The organism is Bacillus sp. AFS077874 (assembly GCF_002566505.1).
Lineage (GTDB): Bacteria > Bacillota > Bacilli > Bacillales > Bacillaceae_G > Gottfriedia.
In genome coordinates, this window is record NZ_NUYF01000005.1 from 250,289 (window position 1) to 270,377 (window position 20,089).

The following is a 20,089-nucleotide window of genomic DNA, read 5'->3' on the forward strand; positions in this document are numbered from 1 at the left end:
TTCTAACATTTACTTAAACTCATCTAATTTGTTATTTTCATCTTAAATTTTTTCTTTTTATCTCAGTAAAACGGCAGACTTTAGTCCCTATTTCTTTATTATTCTATCAAACAAATAATCTTTAATGATATAATTTTAATACTACATAATCATATCATAATTAGCGAGAAGGTGAAATGAATGGCACAACCAATGATCAATAACAAAACGAAAAAATCATTAACAAGAATTGGTGTTGTAATCGCACTAATAGGAACAAAATTAAAGCTACTTTTACCGCTATTAAAAGCTGCAAAATTTTTATCTTTTTTAAGCATGATATTGTATTTATTTGTATACGGATTTACTTTTGGATGGTATTTTGCTTTCGCACTTGTTTACTTATTAATTTGTCATGAAGGCGGGCATTTAATTGCTGCGAAACAAAAGGGTCTACCAACTTCACCAGCATTTTTTATTCCTTTTGTCGGGGCAGTTATATCACTTAAAGAAATGCCAAAAGATGCTGTAACTGAATCTTATGTAGCGTTTGGTGGTCCGTTTTTAGGCTTAATTTCGGTTCTACCAGCAATTCCGCTCTATCATTACACACATAATGAATTCTTCGGATTAGTCATTGCTTTAGGCTGTATACTTAATTTGTTTAATTTAATTCCTATTTCTCCTCTAGATGGCGGGAGAATTTTAAGTGTATTACCTCCAATTTTTTGGTTTATCGGAATTATGATGATGCTAGTGTATTTATTTTATCAACCTAATTTTATCGCATTTTATATTATTATTTTAGGTATTACGACATTCATTAAACGAATTCGAGAAGCTTACCAGTTAAAGGTAATTAAAGAAAAAATAAAATTATACGAGCATACTATTAAACAATTTCAATTTGGGATTTTTAATGTCTACTCTGATCGTACGATTGTAAAACGGTTCTTTTTCCCATTTTTTGAGGATAATAAGAAGTTAGAATTAGAAATTCATAAGGAACGTCTTGAAATAAACTATCTAATTCGTTCAGTTCGAGCACGCTTACAAGAACCAGACTTAGACTGGAGAACTTATATTGATGAAAAGATTCAAGAAATTAAGCATAAAAGAATTGCACCTTTACTGAAACAACAAGAAACGTTAGAAACTTACTATGTTTCTAGTAATCGTAAAAAATGGCAAATTTTTATTGCCTATATCATCTTAGCGAGTAGTTTAGCTTTACTTGGATTTTGGAGCTATGGGTTAATTGAACATGTTTTAGGTAGATAAAAGAAAAAGAACCTATTTTGAAAAAAATAATTCAAGATAGGTTCTTTTATTTTAATTATAAATGCTTTCTTGTTATTCTTGACCTTTTCCATTTCCCTATTAGGATTTGAAGTATAGTGCATAGTAAATAATATGCTAATGTTAGAGCTAGATGGTAGTTTAGTTCACCAAGGAAGAGGAATTAATGGAAAAAAATGGAATATCTTAAAGGTAGAACTAAAACGAGCTTTTTATTTTACATACATTTTGTGTAAATTTGAGTTTTGTGTAGTTTTCAATTAAAAATGTCAGTAGGTATACCACAATGTTTGTAATTGTTATTTTGGGATTTGTTATTATAATGATTGCATTTGGTTTTTTTATGGAAAAGAAGTTTGGTACTGGCGCTCCAAATAAAAGTGATAATCAAACATTGAATGAAGAAATTGGGAGAAATACAACCAATCCTACTAATTCGAATAATATTAATGGACCAAATTAAGAAGTTCTTCGTTAAAAAGGAGGATTTATAGGTAATTATGAGGCTGCCCATGAGGAGGGGTTATAAATGCAAATGTTTTTTAGATATAACTGGTCGGTAAGAGAAGAATGGTATAAGTGGTGTGAAGAGTTAAGTGAAGAAGAATTATTGTTGACCCGCTCTGGTGGAATGGGAAGTATTTTACATACACTTTTTCATATAGTTGATGTAGAGTGGAGCTGGATTCGAGTCCTACAAGGAAAATCTGATTTTCAGGAGAATTTCAATGCTTATAAAAGCTTAGATAAAGTCCGAGAATTGGACGCTAAATTTCATATTGAAGTGAAAAATTTTGTAGACAGCTGGGATCATGATATGGAAAACTGTTTATTTTACGATACCTTACCAGATGGAAGAAATGTGACGGATACTTGGGGTGAAATCATTAGACATACCATTGCTCATGAAATTCACCATATAGGACAATTATCTATTTGGGCAAGGGAAATCGGGAAACAACCTGTTTCCGCAAATTTAATTGGACGGGGTCTTGCCACTGTTTAAAAGTTGTTGTTGAGTGAAATTTATGAAGAAAATACAAAAATATAATTATTCTAATTGTAGGAGTTATGGGCTATTCAATATCAAGAAAACCCTCATATGGGGTTTTCTCTATTTTTCTGCAATTATCAACATTAAAGTTTAACAGAGCCTATATGTTAAATAGAATCAATTGGAAGAAATAAAAAATCAATTGTTTATTAAAGGTCGCTCTTGCAAGTAAAGGTCTATATCTGGACAGTTCCCTTCAACAATTTCCTTTGCAATAAGCTTCGAGAGCAGCTGGCTGTAAACTGTTCCGTTATCACCAAAGGCAAATAGAAAATAACTATTGGGAAATTCTTCATATTTTCCGATAATCGGAATGCCATCGAATGTCCCTCCATAAAATGCAGCTAAGTAATATTCTGGCTGTACTTGAATAGTTGGAAACATTTTATTAAACTCTTCAATCAGTTTCTTCTTTTTGTGAATCAATTTACTATCACGATCTTCTGGGTACGAAGTATTATCATCAAGTCCGCCTATGATAATCCGGTTATCTCTAGTTGTACGCATAAATAAATAGGGACGAGCGGTTTCCCAAATGAGTGTTCTGTTATACCATTCAGATAGATCCTTGACTGGATGGGTAGTTACAGTATATGTACTTACAAAGGAAGCTTTTTTCTCCTTTTTAATCTCAATTCCTTCATAACCTGCTGCATAAATAATATAGCGTGCTTTGATAGAATGACCATTCTTTGTAGACACAATCATCTTATCTCGTTCTTTATCATAATGGCGACCGTTCATTTCCGTATGTTCATATATACGGATTCCTTTGCTTGCGGCGTGATCCAAAAGTGCATGTGTGTATCTGAAAGGATTGATTTCTGCATCATTATATGAATAAATAGCGGCATCCCTGCTAAAAGGATATTTTGCTTCAATATCTTCCTTTGTTAAAAAAGCTGTTTTAAGAACTCATATTCCTTTTTAAGACTTTCAACGTCGTCTACACAGCTTGCGGAATAGAGAGTATCTCTTCTGTTGAATTCACAATTAATGCTGACTTTCTTTGAGGCTGCTTCAATTTCATTTATGGCCTCCTTCAGTAGTTGTAAATGCCTTTCGATGTAGCCTTCTCCAAAGGTGTTGATCATATCTGTAAACATTTTTTCACCGGAATATTGAAGGAGGGCCGTATTGGTACTAGTACTGCCGCTGCCAATGGTTGATTTTTCAATTATAGCTACATCTAAATTAGTATCGGAAAGATAATATGCACATTGTGCTCCTGAGCTCCCACCTCCAATGATTAATACATCACAAGATAGATCTGCTTCCAATGCTGGATATGATGGAGCATCGGGAAAAGTAGTCGGCCAATAATAGGTTCCAGATTGTAAATTCATCTATATCCTCCAGTTATAAAGTATAATGTTACTATTTCCAACCTCATTTGCTTTTTACTACCTATAATACAACTTCTAATAAGTAGTCGTTTATTGTTAAACGAAAACATAGCATTAGTTAAAAAGAATAAATTTATATTAAATGCATATCCAGCATCTTTCACTCTCCATTTTCCTTTTTTACTATCTCTAACCAGCGTCCAACTAAAATTATCCATCGTTTGATTTGCATCCCAACCACCTACAACTGTAGGAGCGGTTTTAATGGTAGAAAAGACAACTATGGCATTTTTATCTTCCATATAATCATCAATTGTATCTGCATCTATAGCTTGATTCTCTGAATAATGTAATTCGGTTATTGTGCATCCTTCATTATTTTTATCTTTCTTGAATTCTTTCTTGACGGTATCGAATGCTGTCTTTATATCGGTCTTCGTTAACTTTTTAGATTGTCCTATTCTCACTTTTACATGATTAGCATCAGTATAAGTATCTTCTGTTTGTATAACTCTCCATTTACCCTTATCATTATTTCTTATTAAAATCCAAGTATATCTAGTCTGAGTTGAATTTGGCTTCCAGCTTCCATCACCACCGGAAGAATCCACTTTAAAGTTTGAAAGCAAAACAATTACATTTTTATTGCCTACAACTCTTTCATAACTTTCACCATAATTCATATAATCTTTGCTGAAGGCAAGAGAATCTTTTTCTGAATACCATAGATCGGTCAAGCTGCACCCTTTATAACCTTTGAATTTTTCCTTTACAGTACTTACTGCTGTTTTATTTCGTCTTTAGTGAACTGATCTGATTGTCCTATTTTTACATTTACAGTTTCTGCATCAGTTTGGTGCTTATAAAATAGAATTGAAGATACAACAACTATAAATATTAAAAGAGAAAAATATCGTTACTTATTTTTCATACTATGTACTCCTATTAATATTTTTGTTTACAAAATTTCCAGTTACTCCCATAAAGATGATTATACAGTAAAGAACTACTACTGTAATTTGGGGTAATTTCGCTTTTTTGTCACAAAAATATTCTTATGAAATAATCTACTACATAGCAGTATAGGAAAATCAAAAATCTTTTTATCAGATCCTTAAATAAAGCAACTCAATAAACTAACAAAATTTTGTATGTAAATCCTTAAAAATACTTATAGCCTGAAAAAAATATTCATTATAAGTTCCTTCATCTTCTAAACTCCAACATGTTGATAAAACAGCATGCGAATAACCCCACAGCAGTACTCTTTCTTTATTTAGATTCAATTCTTTTACTAGTAGATCAATTCGATTTTCTAGAGTTGTATGAATATCTTTTCCTTCTAAGTTGTTCAAAAGAAACTGGATAATGTCATATTCTCTTTCGCCTATCAATCCTTTTGGGTCAATAACTTTCCATGAGTTTTCTCCAGCTTTTAAAATATTATAATGGTGTAAATCACCGTGAAGTAAGTATTTTGTAGATTGTGTACGATTCATTTCTTTAAAAATAGTAAACGCATTTAATAGCATTTCTTTTGATATAGGGCCTAAGCCATTAGGGAATTTTTCAACAATTCGACTTAAGCTTTTTTCTCTACTTAATATGGAAGGTATTTTAGTTGATTTAGGTGCAGCTTTCCATAAATTTTTCATTACTTTGACAGCAATATCCAATGCCTCTTCTTCATTTTTAATTGTAGCAAGAGTATCACCAGGCAATAGTTGGTCTAAAATTAGGATTCCTTCATTTAGATCGTAATCTATAACTTTAACAAAATCTTTATCTTTAAAATCCCTTAAAGCTTCAACCTCACTATTAAATTCCTCGTTAGGTACGGCTAATTTAATCACTGCGTTTTTTTGACCATCAATTAAAATTGGCGCTACAAAATTATATGATAATTCAAAAGGAGATAATATTTTCATATTCCATCGAATTTCACATCTATTACATAAGTCTTCAAAATTTCTTAGCCATATTTCTCCTTTTTCTTTGTGGATATCTTTAATCGTTTTTATAAACTGATCTGGAAGGGTTATCATTTAATCATCCTTTTCTATAAAGAATCGTTTTTAATGATTGTAATTTATAAAAATATGAGTAGAACTGAAGTACAATTGTTTTTTGTCAAAGTAGAAAAATTGAGTGCCTCACTTTTTAAAAAAACATGGAGAAACTCAACTTCCGTTAGATGAAAGATGTGGAGAGTAATCAAATTAGTTGTTCTTTCAATTTGTATTCTTCAATTAATTGATTTTTTTGGTAATTACCTTTTGCATATTGAATAATTTGATCTTTAATATTTGGATATAAGATGATATTGTCTAATTCATTAATTCGTATCCACTTTACGCCAGTTTGATTTGGGTCTGGATTTGGTGGCATTTTAGGAATTGAGTTTTCTTTAATATAACAGCGGAACATTAAACTTAATCCATGTATTCTATGTCCAGTCATATGAGGTGCATTTTCTGAAACAAATACTAGATCTCCAACATCAACTTCTACACCAGCTTCTTCAAATGATTCTCTTTTTACAGCCTCAATTATTGTCTCACCGGGTTCGGTGCCGTCAGCTGGTAAATTATAGTGAATTCCGTTCTCATCTGTACATTGAATTAATAATACTGAATCATTTTCAACAATTAAAGCACATGCTCTTACACGAATATGATACATAGCCTAACTCCTCCCCCAATAAAAGTGATTAGTCCATTATCTAAAAAATAAATTCAACTTTCAATCTATTTTTACGAATCAAGCAGAAAGACCTAAATAATAAAAAGGCATCATGGTATGAGTCCATGAATGCCTTCTAGTCAAAAAATACTATCCATCATTTAACTTGGCTATCTAAAAAATAAGAAGAAAGAACTTGTTTCATTATTTGATTTGCTTCATCTATTTCTTCGTATGATAAATTAATTGGCGGTAATAATCTTAATACATTAGGTCCTGCAGTTCCAACGATTAAACCTTTCTTTAAAAATTGCTCCACTAGTTGATCCACAGATTGATTTAATTCGATACCAACCATTAATCCTTTACCGCGTATTTCTACTATTTGTGGAAACTCTTCTTTTATTTCAGCTAATTTATCAAATAAATACTGTCCTTTATCTTTTACACTATTTAAAAATTGCAAATCATTAATTATATTGATTGTTTCAAAAGCAGCCGCCATTGCTAAATAATTTCCGCCAAAAGTTGAACCATGCGCTCCTAACGAGAATGTATTAGCTAGATTGTTCTTACCAAGCATTGCCCCAACAGGAAAACCATTCCCTAAACCTTTGGCTAGCGTAATAATATCTGGATTTAGTGCAGTTTGTTCATAGGCAAACATTGTTCCTGTTCTGCCCACTCCGGTTTGTACTTCATCAACAATGAGTAATAATTCATGTTTTTTACAAAGAGCTTGAACCCCTTCAAAAAAGTCATTATTACCAACGATTACACCACCTTCACCTTGGATTACTTCCAAAATAATTGCTCCAGTATTTTCATTAATTTCATTTTGTAAAGCATTCAAATCATTATATGGTACATATGTAAAGCCACTTAACATTTCGCCGTATCCTTCATGGATTTTAGACTGACCTGTAGCAGCCATTGATCCAAACGTACGTCCATGAAAGCTTTGTTTAAAACTAATTATATGAGATTTACCTGAATGTTTTCTTGCTAATTTTATAGCTGCCTCATTTGCTTCTGTACCGCTATTACAGAAAAATACTAATCCATCCTTAAAGCTTTTTACTAACATTTTAGCTAGCTCTTCTTGTTTTTTAATTGTAAATAAATTTGATACATGCCAAATCGATTCTGCTTGTTCTTTTAATGCATTTACAACTTTGGGATGACAATGACCTAGGTTACAAACAGCAATTCCACTTAAAAAATCTAGGTACTTGTTATTTTCGTCATCATATAGGTAAGTACCTTTTCCAGTTTGAAAATTAATTGTTTTTTTATTATAAGTTGGGAATAAATTACTCACTTAACACAACTCCTTTTGTAAATACTGTACCGTTAATCGTTCCATTTTCATTTAAGAAATTCTCACCAACAATAGCCACTGAACTTACTATATTTAATGCATTTAAAGCACTCGTAACTTTAGGAATCATTCCACCATAAATTGTTTTTTCATCGATTAATTTATCAACTTCACTAGGCGTAATCTTTTCAATCAATTTTTGTTCTAGATCTAAAACACCATTTGTATTTGTAATAAAGCAGAGTAGTTCCGCATTCATTGCCTTGGCTATACTTTTTGCCGCTTCATCTGCGTTAATATTATATTTTTGGCCAATTTTATCCACTCCAACAGGCGAAATAACTGGTACATAATCATTGTTAAGTAGTAAATTTAATAGATTCGTATTTACATCCTCAATTTCTCCAACCCAACCTAATTTTCCCTTATTATAAAGTGAAGCTTCCAGTAATAGATTGTCACATCCTGATAGACCAATCGCTTTAATATTATATTGATTACAAATAATCGTTAAATCTTTATTAATTTTTCCATTTAGCACATATTCTACAATTTCTAAAACTTCGGATGAAGTCTTACGAATGCCGTCTTCCATTTCAACTGGAATTGAAAACTTTAATAATAAGTTATTTATAAGTGGTCCCCCTCCATGAACAAGGATGACTTTTTTACCACTCATTTTTAATTGATTTATATTTTCAAAAAATGTATTAGATAAGTTATGGATTAAACTGCCACCAAGTTTAATAACTACTGTTTCCAATGTTTATTTCCCCCTTATGTGCGATAGCTTGCATTTATTTTCACATAATCATAAGTTAAATCGCAGCCCCATGCAGTACCAAGTGCATCTCCTTCATGTAAATGGACATCAATATAAATAATCTCATTTTTCAAAGCAATTTTAGCCTCTTCTTCATTAAACTCAACTGGTTTACTACCAAATAATACGGTTACACCATTAATGGAAATATCGATTTGATTAAATTTCCCTTCGACACCGCTATATCCAATGGCACCAATAATTCTTCCCCAGTTAGCGTCTTCACCATAAACAGCTGTTTTTACTAAATTTGATCCGACGATCGTTTTAGCAATTTGATTTGCATTTTTTAGACTTGAGGCTCCATTTACATTTACTTCAATTAACTTAGTTGCCCCTTCACCATCTCTAGCAATCTTTTTAGCCAAGTCTTCACAAACTAATTGAAATGCAGCTACAAAATTTGCCCAATCTGGATGACTTTCAGTTAATTCCTCATGTTCAATTGCTCCATTTGCCATAACTAATACCATATCATTTGTTGAAGTATCTCCATCAACTGTAATTTGGTTAAAAGTCTTATCTGTTACTTCTTTTAATAAAGTCTGTAACTGACCAGAACTAATCGTAGCATCAGTTGTCACAAAACCAAGCATAGTTGCCATATTTGGATGAATCATTCCAGAACCTTTTGCAGACCCAGCAATCGTTACAATCTTTCCATCAATTAATACTTCATAACAAGTCGTTTTTATTACAGTATCTGTCGTTAAGATTGCCTGACCAAAATCTTCTCCATCTTCCAACTTATTACCGACCGTTAACTTGTCAATGCCGCTCTTTAAACGATCCATTTTTAAATATTCACCGATTACACCAGTCGATGCGATTGCGACTAAATGCTCTGGTAAATTAAGGTGTTCAGCACACCATGCTCTCATTAAGTAGGCATCATCTTCTCCTTTTTTACCTGTACATGCATTTGCACAACCACTATTTACTAAAACTGCTTGAAGCTTATTACTAAATGCAATACTCTTTTTTGTAATCGCAATTGGTGCAGCTGGAAATAAATTTAAAGTATAAACTGCCGCAACTGTTGCTGGCTTCTCAGAATAAATTAATCCTAAATCTTTACGTTTATAACGTAGTCCAGCATGAACTCCACTTGCATAAAAACCATTTGGTGATGTAATTGTTCCATTTATTTTTTTTATATTCTTTTCTTTAGTTATCAACTTTTATCTCTCCTTATGGAAATATTGGTGTAAATTGTAAACCTGTTTCATCTGGCAAACCTAACATTAAATTCATATTTTGAATTGCCTGCCCAGCCGCTCCCTTAACAAGGTTATCAATGACAGAAACGATTGTAATTCGATTTGTACGGTTGTCATAAGTAGCGTATAAATCACAAAAATTTGAACCATAAACATCTTTTGTACAAGGTACGCCGTCTCTTACTCTCACAAAATAGGAATCTTCATAACTTTGGTTATAGATTTCTTTTAATTCTTCGTTACTAATTTCACGTGTTGAAGTAACATAAATCGTTGACAAAATCCCTCTAGTCATTGGAATTAAATGTGGTGTAAAAGTTATAAAATCCTGTGTTGAATCAATTGATCCAATAAATTGTTCAATTTCAGGTATATGTTGATGTTCAGTAATTTTATAGGCTGTTAAATTTTCATTTCGATTCATAAATTGAGTCGTTTGATTAGGCGTTTTTCCAGCACCAGAAATTCCAGATTTAGCATCTACTATAATTGAATTTTTCGCTACAATTCCTGCCTTTAATAATGGCGCGACTCCGAGTAGCGTTGCTGTTGGATAACATCCCGGATTAGCAATATTATTGGATTGTTTGATCGCTTCTCGATTAAGTTCAGATAGTCCGTATATAAATTGATTCGTTTTTGAAAAACAAGGATGTGTATGTTTATACCATTTTTGGTATGTTTCTTCTTTTTTTAATCGAAAATCTCCTGATAGATCAATCAATTTTGTATTTGAAAAATCGATTTCTTCCATTAATTCACTGCTAACTCCATGTGGTGTAGCAAAAAACAAAATATCATTTTCTGAAACAGATTTATTTTTATTCCACTTTTTTATTGCCCCACTAGTACTAGTAGCTAAATGTGGATAATACGTAGACAAATCTTCCGTATAATCTGATGTTGAATAAAAATTCATACCGCTTATTTCCGGATGCATTGATAGTAATCTTACGAGTTCAAGACCACCATATCCGGTTGCTCCCATAATACCAACTTTCATTTTAAAATCCCCTTTTGTAAAATTATATTCTTCATTATAATTATGAATAATTATAAAATCAATTGTATTTTTATAAATTTTCAAAAATAAAAAAAGATTAACCAATTTTCTTGATTAATCTTTTTTTATTTTTTTATTGTATTCTTTAAATAAAAATACAGTACAACTAGTTTTTAGCCCTATAAATAAAACTCAAATACTTTCGCTATTTTTTCTTTTATTTTTTCTTTAAAAGGTAAATTTTTAATATAAGTTGGCGTAATTTCAAATGCATGATTAAATACATCGTCTAATTCTGGTTCTACCTGCTTGATAAAATGTTGATCATATATATAACAATTCATTTCATCCGTTAAATGAAATGACCTGGAATCAAAATTTGTAGTGCCAATCATAAGAACTTGATCATCAATTTTAATTACTTTACCGTGAAAAATACCTTTTTTAAACCCATATACTTTTATATTATTTTTCCAAGCTTGCTTAATATATGGAAATGCTGCTTGTTGTACTAGAAGTGCATCTGACTTATGCGAATATAGTATTTTTACTTCAATCCCTCTATTTGCTGCATCTAATAAAGAATCCCAAATCACTTTATTATTCGGTATAAAATAAGGAGAATAAATTGTGATAGACTGTTTTGCTTGTTTAAACAATTTACTATATTCTTGCTCAATTCCTATTTTAGTATAAGAAACAAATTGATGCTGGCTTCTCCCAATTTTTTTACTGATCTCCATTTGAGTAATTTTTTGGTCTGAATTTTTTCTCCAATCATGTACAAATTGTTTTTCTAAGCCTTCAACACCGCTACCTACTAATCTAAGCTGAACATCTTCCCACGGTTTTAAGCCTTTTTTTTCATCTATATACTTTTTACCTATATTGAATCCACCAATATAGCCAATTTCCCCATCAATAATCGTCATCCGACGATGATTTCTGTTATTTAACGATGCAAAAAAATAGGATAATTGCGGTTTATTAAAATAGGTAAAATGTACTCCATGATCAATTAAAGATTTTCTTTCTTTCCGTTCTAATAAAATTCCACCAAGTCGATCAACAGCATAATAAACTGGAATTCCTTCATCACTCTTCTTTTTTAAAACATCTAAAAATTCATGTGAAACACGGTCATTAGATACTGAAAAAAAGTAGATATGCACTTCCTTTTTTGCATTCCTAATATCATGAAATAATTGGTTATTTAACTTCCTTCCGTTCGTATAAATCGACAAATCACTATGTCCCATTCGATAAGTTATTGGCTTTTCTGCAAAAATATTCTTTTTTTGAGCTTTCTCCATTTCAATCTCATTTAAAGCAAATAAGATGACCAATAGTGAAAATAGGAGTACTAAAGTTTTAAATATGAATTTTAAGATTTTTTTCATAGATTCCTCTTACTAGGTTTGGCATAAGAGTATTTTTTGAATAAAATGACTTAAATATCCATATTTATTTCAATTATGGTATTTTTTTTCATTTAGAAACTCTTTAAATAAAAAGTTGTATTTGGACTAAAAAAAGGCTGCCTAATTAGACAACCTTAAAGTATTCTTATTACTGAGAATTTTTAGTTCACCAATTAAGCCTTTAACATTTTCATCAAAAAATCAGTAGTAGGTAAACCAAATTTATTATCAACTAGATCTTGAATCGTTAAACTATTTATCACATTGAAATACCATACTAATATTTTTCGTGGATCTTCCTTTATGAATTCACCACTTTCTTGTCCTTTTATAAATATTGGAATTAGTAAATCAATTAAATAATCAGGTGAATATTTTGATAATAATTCAGTCACTTTTTCTGGTACTTCGGTGTTTTTCCTCGCTTGTTGGATAATCATAAATGCATACTTATGATTTTCGTCTAACATTTTTTCAGTTAATAATTTTAATAGTTGGTAAGGCGTTCCCTGGAAAAACTGCAATGAACTTAGCTCACTTTGAGACTCAATCATTAATCCTTCAATAAGTTGAAAAAACAACTCTGCCTTAGATTGAAAATGGCGAAAAATTAAACCTTCACTTACATTTGCTTCAGTTGCAATTACACTTGTTTTCGTATTTTTATAACCATTCAATGCAAAAATTTTCAATGCAGATTGTTTTATAAGCACCTTTCGATTAGTTTGTTGATTATTCTCTTTAGGTAACAACTTACTCACTCCAATTTATACATTCTTACTTAATTATGAATTGCTAATGGTCTTACTCTTTTTATTAATTCTTGTAAAAACTGCTCAGGTCTAGCAAAGCAAGCTAAATGTCCAGCGTTATTGATATAAATAAACTCTTTTAAAGGTGCTTCGATTTCTTGCAAAAATCGTTCTGCATTTTTAGTAGGGGTAATAATATCATTGTCTCCTTGAAAAATAAAGAAAGGAATTGAAAATACTGTTCCTAACCGTCCATAATTAAAATTCATTAGTTCGTTAAACAATTGTTCCCCCGAAAATTTCATCCCTTTAAAAAAATCGAAAAGATCGTTAATATTATGTTGTGGTGATGAAAGCATTGAAGGTAAAATAAGGTCCATTACCATATTAGGCACATTTTTTATAGATTTTACTAATATCTGATTTCTTTTATCATAATCTTTTTGTGTCCATTTTGTTTGATCTGGTCCTAGTTCTGAAAATTTCTTTAGTCCCCTCGTATTCCCTGCATCAGACAAGGCATCAATGGCCAATTGATATGCAATATTTTCATAATCAAAACAGTTTTGATCAGTCCCCACATACGCATAAAAGAGATTTGGCCTTTCCTTTATCATTAATGTAGCTATAAGACTACCGACGGAACTTCCAACCAAAATAATTTTTTCTTTCTCAAGTTCCATACAAATTAGATTACTTAATTCAATTCCATCTTCTGCCAACTGGAGTAATGTAATTTTACCACAGCCTTCTTTCCCATTTCTTTTAAAAGTTTTTCCTGCACCTCGCTGATCCCATTGAACAATTGTAAAATGCTTTTCCCAAGGACGTATTAAAGAACTAAAAATTGTATAAGTTGAAGCGGGACCACCATGAATCAATAAAAGAACAGGGTTTCTTTTATCTTCCCCTCGAATTGTAATCCATTGATCAATCCCCCCAATTGTTACATACTTTTCTACATTGATCATATATTCAGTATTAATTTCTAACTTCTTTTCATTTTTCCACTGATTAAATTTACGAAAAAAGATATCGGGTAAAATATTGGATTTTGTCATTTTGAGTTATTCCTTTCTAATATCTTTTTTTTAGTTAGTTAGTGAGTGAGTTACTCACTCATAATATATTATGCATCTTGCTCTGTCTATTCCACTTAGGAGATATAAAAATGTCGGAAAAGATCCATTTTACATTTAATCCCATATCTACCTTAAGATATTTATTAGTTAGTTCAATTATGTTTGATTATTCACTTTAACTGATTTTTTGTTCCAAAAAACTCGACTTAAGTCGGTCAAGTAGTGCAACTAGGAATTCGTTAGTTCAATAAGAATTTATTAAGAAGTATCTAGTTAAGTATGAGTAATTCCCTAAAAAACTAATTCTCTTTTATTTCCAAATTTTTATTAGCTTTTTTTTCTAAAAAATAACACAAAATAGATGTTATTAATTACTAAACATCGGAGTTGATTTTTAGCTGTGAAAAAAGTTTTTTTTATTGTTATAATGTCACTTTCATTAATTTGCTTTGCAGATTTTACTTACGCTAAGACAGACAAACAAGTACTCCCCCCAATTAGCTTTCAAATAGAAATTCAGGATTGGGAAGCTGTTAACAAAATAATTCCAAAATACTCGTTGTTCACTGTAATCGATGTAGAAAGTGGTAAGAGCTTTAATGTACAACGAAGAGCTGGTAGTAGGCATGCAGATGTTCAGCCATTAACGAGAGAAGATACAAGGATAATGAAGGAAATATACGATGGGAACTGGAGTTGGCGAAGAAGGGCTGTATTAATTTTAGCTGATGAAAACCTAATCCCTGCCTCCATGCACGGTATGCCACATGGTGCAGGTTCACTTCCAAACGGTTTCTGTGGTCATTTTTGCATTCATTTTATGGGAAGCACGACACATCGGACAGGTAAAGCAGACTTATCTCATTATGTGATGATCCTTAAAGCTGCTGGAAAGATTAATGAATATATGAATAACCAACCACCTTCCCAACTGCTAAATGTATTATTCGTTTCTATTAAAAACCAAGATAAAGGCTTGGTTAAAAAAATTGCCATAAGTAATCAAAAAAATATAAAAAAAGATCTAAAGAAAATAAAAAAAATAGAAGCAATACAGTGGACTTTGCCCCAACCAAAGGAGACAGAGTCATCCTCTTTAGAAACTGAAATCCCAGTTGAGGTTAATCTCTTTATAAAAGATAAGGGTCGAATAAGGACCAAACTTTCTTTTACCTTTGTGAGAACGTCACCTATCTCTCCATGGAAAGTGAATATCGATCCTTTGTTTTCAAGCATTAACTAGGTCAAAAGAAATAAAAGGGCTACCATAGTAGCCCTTTTATTTCTGCATATGTATTCCTTAAAGATCTGTTATTATTACTAAAATATTGAAAACTGCCCTAAATATTGAAATAATTAACGAGATTATTAGCAAACAAAAGTAAAAATCGTAATCATGTTCTAACCACCTTGAAATGCTCACAAAAGTAAATAATAAAATAGCTCCTATACTTTTCCATTCGTATGCAACTATAGATTTTAATTTATTCATTGTTGATTTCCCTCTTTTTCCTCAACAAAAAACTTAGCTAATGATCTTTAAATTTTGTTTTTTTCTTAAAAATTCAACTAAAGCTAAAATTGATAGACCTATTATTACCGTTATGATATGAAAAACCCATTTCTTTTCATTAGGAATATTGTCTTTTATAATTCCAAAACCTGCTATAAATGAATTTGAACCAATAAAATAGTTCATTCCATGTCCAATTAATATGTACTTTCTATAAAAATAAAAAGATGCAAATATAAAAAATACAAAAAATAAAATATCAAAAATCACAATTTTTCTCCCTATTCAATTGAGTTTTTGAAAGTCGTTTTATTTAATTTAATTATCTATAAGGACTTTCTTTATATTTCTAATTACATATTTTCTGTACTTCGATTATACCATTATTTACTAAAGATTCTTTCCTTCGACTACTATATCTTCAGCTACAATCTTAAATTCTATAAACGGGATGTCAAAAAGGACGTGAAGTTCAAAACCTATTTTTGTTGGATAAACTTCATCGTAAAGCCAAAAACCACCTTTAATATTCTCAGGCATACTTATTTCTTTAACTCCCTTAAAAGTGAGTTTGATTTCAGAAAAATCATTAAAACCGCCTTCGCAATCTAAATAGATAACAAATGTATCGTTTGTAGGATTTTCAATAGATATTACATTTGAATCATGTAATGAAATTTCATTTAATTTTACAATGTTAAATGGAAGTAAATCTTTACTCGAGTTATAGTTTGATAAATATTCTTTATCCAGTTCCTCCATTTGCTGGTTGTATTTGTCCTTCCAATTATTAATCATATTTCTAAGTTTTTCTGATGGATACGATGTATTCAATGTTCCGTCATTAATATATTGATGGAACGGCTCAGGAAGAAATTTTAGCAAATCATTTTTTAAAATTTCTAAGTCTTCTTTATGGTTTTTTATATAATCTCTTCCATAAGATTCAAAATTCTTAATAGATTTATCCCATTCTTCTTTTGTTTCTGGAAAGGACAACAAGAAACCATATACCTGCATTTTGCTGTACCAGTCTTTTGAATAATACTTCATTTAATTAAACCCCATTTCGCTGATAAGCCTCATTAAAATATTAAGTTTATTGTATCTAATATTTCTAGCTTTGTAATTTGGGGGATTTTTGCTTTTTTACATAGAATTTCAGATACTAAAAAAAGCCACATATTGTAGCTCATAATCTTCAACTATTGAATTTGAAGTCGCATTATTCCATATTTTCTTTGTTTAACCTTTCTATTTATAATTCTGATAAGCCAAAAAAAGAGAATGATTCTAAAAAACCATTCTCTGTGTTTCTACCTACATATTTATTTGTTCTGCATATTTTTTAAAATTGTCTAGAATTGCTTGCCAACCTTGTTGTTGAAACTCAACAGGATTAGTTGTTTCAGAATCGAATGTTTCAATTATTTCCGTTTCGTTTCCTTTACCACTAAATGTGATATTAACCTTTCTTCCATCACCTAGAGTATATGCAATTACCTCATATTTTTTTACTTCATCATAAATTCCACCAAAGTCGAAACCGAAGCTGCCATCTTTTGCTTCCATTCTTGAACGGAATTCCCCACCAACACGTAAGTCATTTTCTGCAATAGGTGTGTGCCAGTCATCTGAAGCACTGTTCCATTTTTTAATATGTTCAGGTTCTGTCCAAAATTCCCATACATTTTCGATTGATGCTTTAATAGTTGCTTTTACTGTTACTTTTTTAGATGTTTCCATTTCAATACCGCCTCTCTTGATTCCAATATTTATTAAGTTAATCAATAATTGTGGCTAACTATATTGTACACGATTTACACGATTTCAATAAATCATTCTATGTATTCATTTTTTCGTTTTCGTTTCTATCAATGTTTTTAGACTACTAGAACAGGTTAAATTTATTTAATAAAATATATAATTTAATGGGTAAAATATAAAGGGTTTATCAGAGAAATGCAAAGAAAGGATTGATGAAGTTGGAGAATTTAGAAAAAAACTCCCCTAAAACGAGCATTAATTGTCCAAATTGTAATTCAAATGTTTCCAATAATGACGAAAATGGAAATATTAGTGACGAAATTCAAGAACATTATTTATATGAATGCCCAAATTGTGGAAAACCAGACCTTTTTTATAATAAAAAGTAATTTTAAAAACGACTCTTATGAGTCGTTTTTCCAACACTAATGCACTGTGTTAGTTGATAAGAGAATCTAGAAATTATTTAAGCCTAGTATTAATTTTTTTAATTTTTTTCATTTTCTTCAGTATTAAATAAATCTGCTAAAGGATTTGGGATTGAATTGAAATATGTTGAAAACATATTAAGAATCCCTACTACGAATAAGATCCAACCAAAGCCTCTCAGTAAAACAGGTCCAATATATGTATATGTAATTTGAATTTTATTTTATCATAAAGTAAAAAAATGGTAATCTATCAAAAGACTCATGAAAAACTGTAATTCCCAATGGTACTAATCTGCCATTGACTGAAAATAAAAAAATCGCTTTTAGTATTTTTGATCTTCACATGGTTGTGTTAGTTAAACACAACTACTAATCCCAAACATAAACAAAATGAAGCAGGAGAACAAGTTAACCTGCTCTTCCTGCCTCTGATGTCATTCTTATTTTGGCTGCATACGAATTGCACCGTCTAAACGGATTACTTCACCATTTAACATTGGATTTTCAACAATGCTTTTCGCTAAGTGTGCGTATTCAGATGGCTTACCAAGACGTGATGGGAATGGAACCATATTTCCTAATGATTCTCTAGCTTTTTCTGGTAATACATCAAACATTGGTGTTTCAAATATTCCAGGAGCAATACTCATCACTCTGATGCCGTATCTTGATAAATCTCTAGCAATAGGTAATGTCATTCCAGCTACAGCACTTTTTGATGCACCGTAAGCTGCTTGCCCCATTTGGCCATCAAATGCTGCTACTGAAGCGGTGTTAATAATAACACCTCTTTCACCAAATTCATTTGGTTCATTGTTAATCATTTGTTCAGCTGCTAAACGAATAACGTTAAATGTACCAACTAAGTTTACATTGATGATTTTTTGGAAAGATTCTAATGAATGAATTCCGTCTCTTTTAATTACTTTTTCAGCTAATACAATTCCTGCACAGTTTACTACTGTATTAAATGAACCATATTTAGTTAAAACATTACTAATTGAATTTTTTACGCTCTCTTCTGAAGATACATCTGTTTTTTCAAAACAAACATTTTCTTCACCTAATTCAGAAATTAAACTAGCAGCTCTTTCTTCATTTAAATCGAAAATAGCAGCTTTCCCACCATTTTCTACGATCATTCTAACTGTACCTGCACCTAAACCTGATGCTCCACCTGTAACGATTGCTATACTATCACGAATATTCATTTTTAAATCCCCCAGTTTGTTGTTGGTTATTAATTTAATCTCTCAATAATCGTTGCATTTGCCATACCATGACCTTCGCAGATCGCTTGTAGTCCAAAACGGCCACCAGTTTTCTCTAAAGCATTACACAAAGTAACCATAACCCTTGCACCACTAGCACCAAGTGGGTGACCTAATGCGATCGCTCCACCGAATATATTTAATTTTTCAAATGGTACATTTAATTCTTTTTGCCATGCTAAAGGAACTGCAGCAAATGCTTCATTTATTTCAAACAAATCGATTTGATCGATTGTTAAACCACATTTATGTAGAACTTTTTGAGTTGCTTGAATTGGACCAGTTAACATTAATTGAGGGTCAGATCCTACTACCGTTCTCCCAATAATTCGAAACTTTGGCTTAAATCCTAATTGATGAGCTTTTTCTTTGCTCATTAAAAGTAGTCCTGCAGCACCATCACTAATTTGACTTGCATTTCCAGCAGTAACCGAACCATTTTCAGTAAAAGCTGGTCTTAAAGTAGATAATTTCTCAATAGAAGAGTTTTCTCTTGGTCCTTCATCTTTCGTAACATTAACAAGTTCACCTTCTTGATTGGTAACAGAAACAGCAACAATTTCATCTTCAAAATAGCCTTGTTTCATTGCTTTTAATGCTTTTTGATGGCTATTATAAGCAAATTCATCTTGCTCACTTCGACTGATATTCCACTTTTCATTTATGCGTTCTGCTGAGATCCCTTGGTTAAAGTCACCAAACATATTCGTTAGTTTTTCATTCCATTTTGATCCTTTTAAATTCGAAAACATTGGTACACGTGTCATACTTTCAACACCAGCTGCAATGACAATGTCCATATCTCCACTTAAAATGGCTTGTGATGCAAAATGGACAGATTGTTGACTTGATCCGCATTGACGGTCAATTGTAACACCAGGCACTTCAATTGGTAGACCTGCTAATAAAGCAGCAACTCTACCAATATCACCAGCCTGTTCACCAATTTGAGTAACACAGCCCATAATCACATCATCTATTTCTTTCGGATCAAATTCATATCGACTTACTAATTCCTTTAGTACAATTGCAGCTAAGTCATCAGGTCTTGTTTCGCTAAAGCTGCCGCCTCTTTTACCAATAGGTGTTCTTAAAGCATCAACAATAACTACTTCTCTCATAAAT

The 20,089-nt window shown here is 31.3% G+C and carries 19 protein-coding genes and 1 pseudogene; 4 read left to right on the top strand and 16 right to left on the bottom strand.

What is annotated here, in order from left to right:
• The first annotated feature begins 180 nt into the window (after nucleotides 1-180).
• The 3 genes from COJ46_RS02960 to COJ46_RS02965 all read left to right on the top strand — a co-directional run bounded on the left by COJ46_RS02960 (nucleotide 181) and on the right by COJ46_RS02965 (nucleotide 2,284).
• Nucleotides 181-1,260: a site-2 protease family protein gene (locus COJ46_RS02960; protein ID WP_097977602.1), complete on the top strand. Its 1,080-nt coding sequence runs from the start codon at nucleotides 181-183 to the stop codon at nucleotides 1,258-1,260.
• A gap of 304 nt (nucleotides 1,261-1,564) precedes the next feature.
• A complete protein-coding gene (locus tag COJ46_RS24335) occupies nucleotides 1,565-1,741 on the top strand; it encodes a hypothetical protein (protein ID WP_176522597.1) in 177 nt (58 codons plus the stop codon).
• Nucleotides 1,742-1,807: 66 nt separating this feature from the next.
• Nucleotides 1,808-2,284 carry a DinB family protein gene (locus COJ46_RS02965; RefSeq protein ID WP_097977604.1) on the top strand — a complete coding sequence of 159 codons (477 nt, stop codon included), beginning with the start codon at nucleotides 1,808-1,810 and terminating at the stop codon, nucleotides 2,282-2,284.
• 186 nt (nucleotides 2,285-2,470) lie between these two features.
• Here the strand turns inward: COJ46_RS02965 and COJ46_RS02970 are convergent.
• The 11 genes and pseudogenes from COJ46_RS02970 to COJ46_RS03020 form a co-directional block, all read right to left on the bottom strand.
• Nucleotides 2,471-3,678 (bottom strand): annotated as a pseudogene (locus COJ46_RS02970) (NAD(P)/FAD-dependent oxidoreductase).
• Entirely contained in the window at nucleotides 3,675-4,415 is a 741-nt protein-coding gene (locus tag COJ46_RS02975; RefSeq protein ID WP_097977606.1) for a hypothetical protein, read from the bottom strand. Before COJ46_RS02975 ends, COJ46_RS02970 begins: the two are co-directional and overlap by 4 nt.
• 399 nt (nucleotides 4,416-4,814) lie before the next feature.
• Nucleotides 4,815-5,723: an aminoglycoside phosphotransferase family protein gene (locus tag COJ46_RS02980; RefSeq protein WP_097977607.1), complete on the bottom strand. Its 909-nt coding sequence runs from the start codon at nucleotides 5,721-5,723 to the stop codon at nucleotides 4,815-4,817.
• 169 nt (nucleotides 5,724-5,892) lie between these two features.
• Nucleotides 5,893-6,360, bottom strand: coding sequence for an NUDIX domain-containing protein (locus tag COJ46_RS02985; protein ID WP_097977609.1), 468 nt, complete (start codon nucleotides 6,358-6,360; stop codon nucleotides 5,893-5,895).
• A gap of 157 nt (nucleotides 6,361-6,517) precedes the next feature.
• The gene (locus COJ46_RS02990; RefSeq protein ID WP_097977611.1) at nucleotides 6,518-7,681 is read right to left on the bottom strand and encodes an acetylornithine transaminase; all 1,164 of its coding nucleotides are present in this window, start codon (nucleotides 7,679-7,681) and stop codon (nucleotides 6,518-6,520) included.
• Entirely contained in the window at nucleotides 7,674-8,444 is a 771-nt protein-coding gene (argB, locus tag COJ46_RS02995) for an acetylglutamate kinase (RefSeq protein ID WP_097977613.1), read from the bottom strand. The genes COJ46_RS02990 and argB overlap by 8 nt, the downstream gene beginning before the upstream one ends.
• Before the next feature lie 14 nt (nucleotides 8,445-8,458).
• On the bottom strand, nucleotides 8,459-9,682 hold the full coding sequence (argJ, locus tag COJ46_RS03000; protein WP_097977615.1) for a bifunctional ornithine acetyltransferase/N-acetylglutamate synthase: 1,224 nt from the start codon (nucleotides 9,680-9,682) through the stop codon (nucleotides 8,459-8,461).
• Between the two features lie 13 nt (nucleotides 9,683-9,695).
• The gene (argC, locus tag COJ46_RS03005) at nucleotides 9,696-10,727 is read right to left on the bottom strand and encodes an N-acetyl-gamma-glutamyl-phosphate reductase (protein ID WP_097977616.1); all 1,032 of its coding nucleotides are present in this window, start codon (nucleotides 10,725-10,727) and stop codon (nucleotides 9,696-9,698) included.
• 179 nt (nucleotides 10,728-10,906) lie between these two features.
• The gene (locus tag COJ46_RS03010; RefSeq protein ID WP_097977618.1) at nucleotides 10,907-12,127 is read right to left on the bottom strand and encodes a phospholipase D-like domain-containing protein; all 1,221 of its coding nucleotides are present in this window, start codon (nucleotides 12,125-12,127) and stop codon (nucleotides 10,907-10,909) included.
• 194 nt (nucleotides 12,128-12,321) lie between these two features.
• Complete coding sequence (locus COJ46_RS03015; protein ID WP_420488149.1) at nucleotides 12,322-12,900, bottom strand: TetR/AcrR family transcriptional regulator; 579 nt, start codon at nucleotides 12,898-12,900, stop codon at nucleotides 12,322-12,324.
• Nucleotides 12,901-12,929: 29 nt separating this feature from the next.
• The gene (locus COJ46_RS03020; RefSeq protein WP_097977622.1) at nucleotides 12,930-13,961 is read right to left on the bottom strand and encodes an alpha/beta fold hydrolase; all 1,032 of its coding nucleotides are present in this window, start codon (nucleotides 13,959-13,961) and stop codon (nucleotides 12,930-12,932) included.
• A gap of 421 nt (nucleotides 13,962-14,382) precedes the next feature.
• On the opposite strand from COJ46_RS03020, the gene COJ46_RS03025 reads away from it, so the two are divergent.
• The gene (locus tag COJ46_RS03025; protein WP_097977624.1) at nucleotides 14,383-15,225 is read left to right on the top strand and encodes a hypothetical protein; all 843 of its coding nucleotides are present in this window, start codon (nucleotides 14,383-14,385) and stop codon (nucleotides 15,223-15,225) included.
• A gap of 282 nt (nucleotides 15,226-15,507) precedes the next feature.
• Here COJ46_RS03025 and COJ46_RS03030 read toward each other — a convergent pair whose 3' ends face one another.
• The 5 genes from COJ46_RS03030 to COJ46_RS03050 form a co-directional block, all read right to left on the bottom strand.
• Nucleotides 15,508-15,765, bottom strand: a complete 258-nt coding sequence (locus COJ46_RS03030; RefSeq protein ID WP_097977626.1) for a hypothetical protein — start codon at nucleotides 15,763-15,765, stop codon at nucleotides 15,508-15,510.
• A 120-nt stretch (nucleotides 15,766-15,885) separates the two neighbouring features.
• Nucleotides 15,886-16,548 carry a DUF4085 family protein gene (locus tag COJ46_RS03035; RefSeq protein ID WP_097977628.1) on the bottom strand — a complete coding sequence of 221 codons (663 nt, stop codon included), beginning with the start codon at nucleotides 16,546-16,548 and terminating at the stop codon, nucleotides 15,886-15,888.
• A gap of 267 nt (nucleotides 16,549-16,815) precedes the next feature.
• Complete coding sequence (locus tag COJ46_RS03040) at nucleotides 16,816-17,241, bottom strand: SRPBCC family protein (RefSeq protein WP_097977630.1); 426 nt, start codon at nucleotides 17,239-17,241, stop codon at nucleotides 16,816-16,818.
• Between the two features lie 892 nt (nucleotides 17,242-18,133).
• Nucleotides 18,134-18,904, bottom strand: coding sequence for a 3-hydroxyacyl-CoA dehydrogenase (locus COJ46_RS03045; protein ID WP_025568444.1), 771 nt, complete (start codon nucleotides 18,902-18,904; stop codon nucleotides 18,134-18,136).
• Between the two features lie 29 nt (nucleotides 18,905-18,933).
• The gene (locus COJ46_RS03050) at nucleotides 18,934-20,085 is read right to left on the bottom strand and encodes a thiolase family protein (protein ID WP_097977631.1); all 1,152 of its coding nucleotides are present in this window, start codon (nucleotides 20,083-20,085) and stop codon (nucleotides 18,934-18,936) included.
• Between the last annotated feature and the right edge of the window lie 4 nt (nucleotides 20,086-20,089).

Bases quoted from the DNA above. Each gene is read 5' to 3' on its own strand.
- COJ46_RS02980 (WP_097977607.1), bottom strand. From the start codon at position 5,723: ATGATAACCCTTCCAGATCAGTTTATAAAAACGATTAAAGATATCCAC.
- COJ46_RS03050 (WP_097977631.1), bottom strand. From the start codon at position 20,085: ATGAGAGAAGTAGTTATTGTTGATGCTTTAAGAACACCTATTGGTAAA.
- COJ46_RS02960 (WP_097977602.1), top strand. From the start codon at position 181: ATGGCACAACCAATGATCAATAACAAAACGAAAAAATCATTAACAAGA.
- COJ46_RS03010 (WP_097977618.1), bottom strand. From the start codon at position 12,127: ATGAAAAAAATCTTAAAATTCATATTTAAAACTTTAGTACTCCTATTT.
- COJ46_RS03040 (WP_097977630.1), bottom strand. From the start codon at position 17,241: ATGGAAACATCTAAAAAAGTAACAGTAAAAGCAACTATTAAAGCATCA.
- COJ46_RS02965 (WP_097977604.1), top strand. From the start codon at position 1,808: ATGCAAATGTTTTTTAGATATAACTGGTCGGTAAGAGAAGAATGGTAT.
- COJ46_RS03020 (WP_097977622.1), bottom strand. From the start codon at position 13,961: ATGACAAAATCCAATATTTTACCCGATATCTTTTTTCGTAAATTTAAT.
- COJ46_RS24335 (WP_176522597.1), top strand. From the start codon at position 1,565: ATGTTTGTAATTGTTATTTTGGGATTTGTTATTATAATGATTGCATTT.
- COJ46_RS03035 (WP_097977628.1), bottom strand. From the start codon at position 16,548: ATGAAGTATTATTCAAAAGACTGGTACAGCAAAATGCAGGTATATGGT.
- argC (WP_097977616.1), bottom strand. From the start codon at position 10,727: ATGAAAGTTGGTATTATGGGAGCAACCGGATATGGTGGTCTTGAACTC.
- COJ46_RS03045 (WP_025568444.1), bottom strand. From the start codon at position 18,904: ATGAATATTCGTGATAGTATAGCAATCGTTACAGGTGGAGCATCAGGT.
- COJ46_RS02985 (WP_097977609.1), bottom strand. From the start codon at position 6,360: ATGTATCATATTCGTGTAAGAGCATGTGCTTTAATTGTTGAAAATGAT.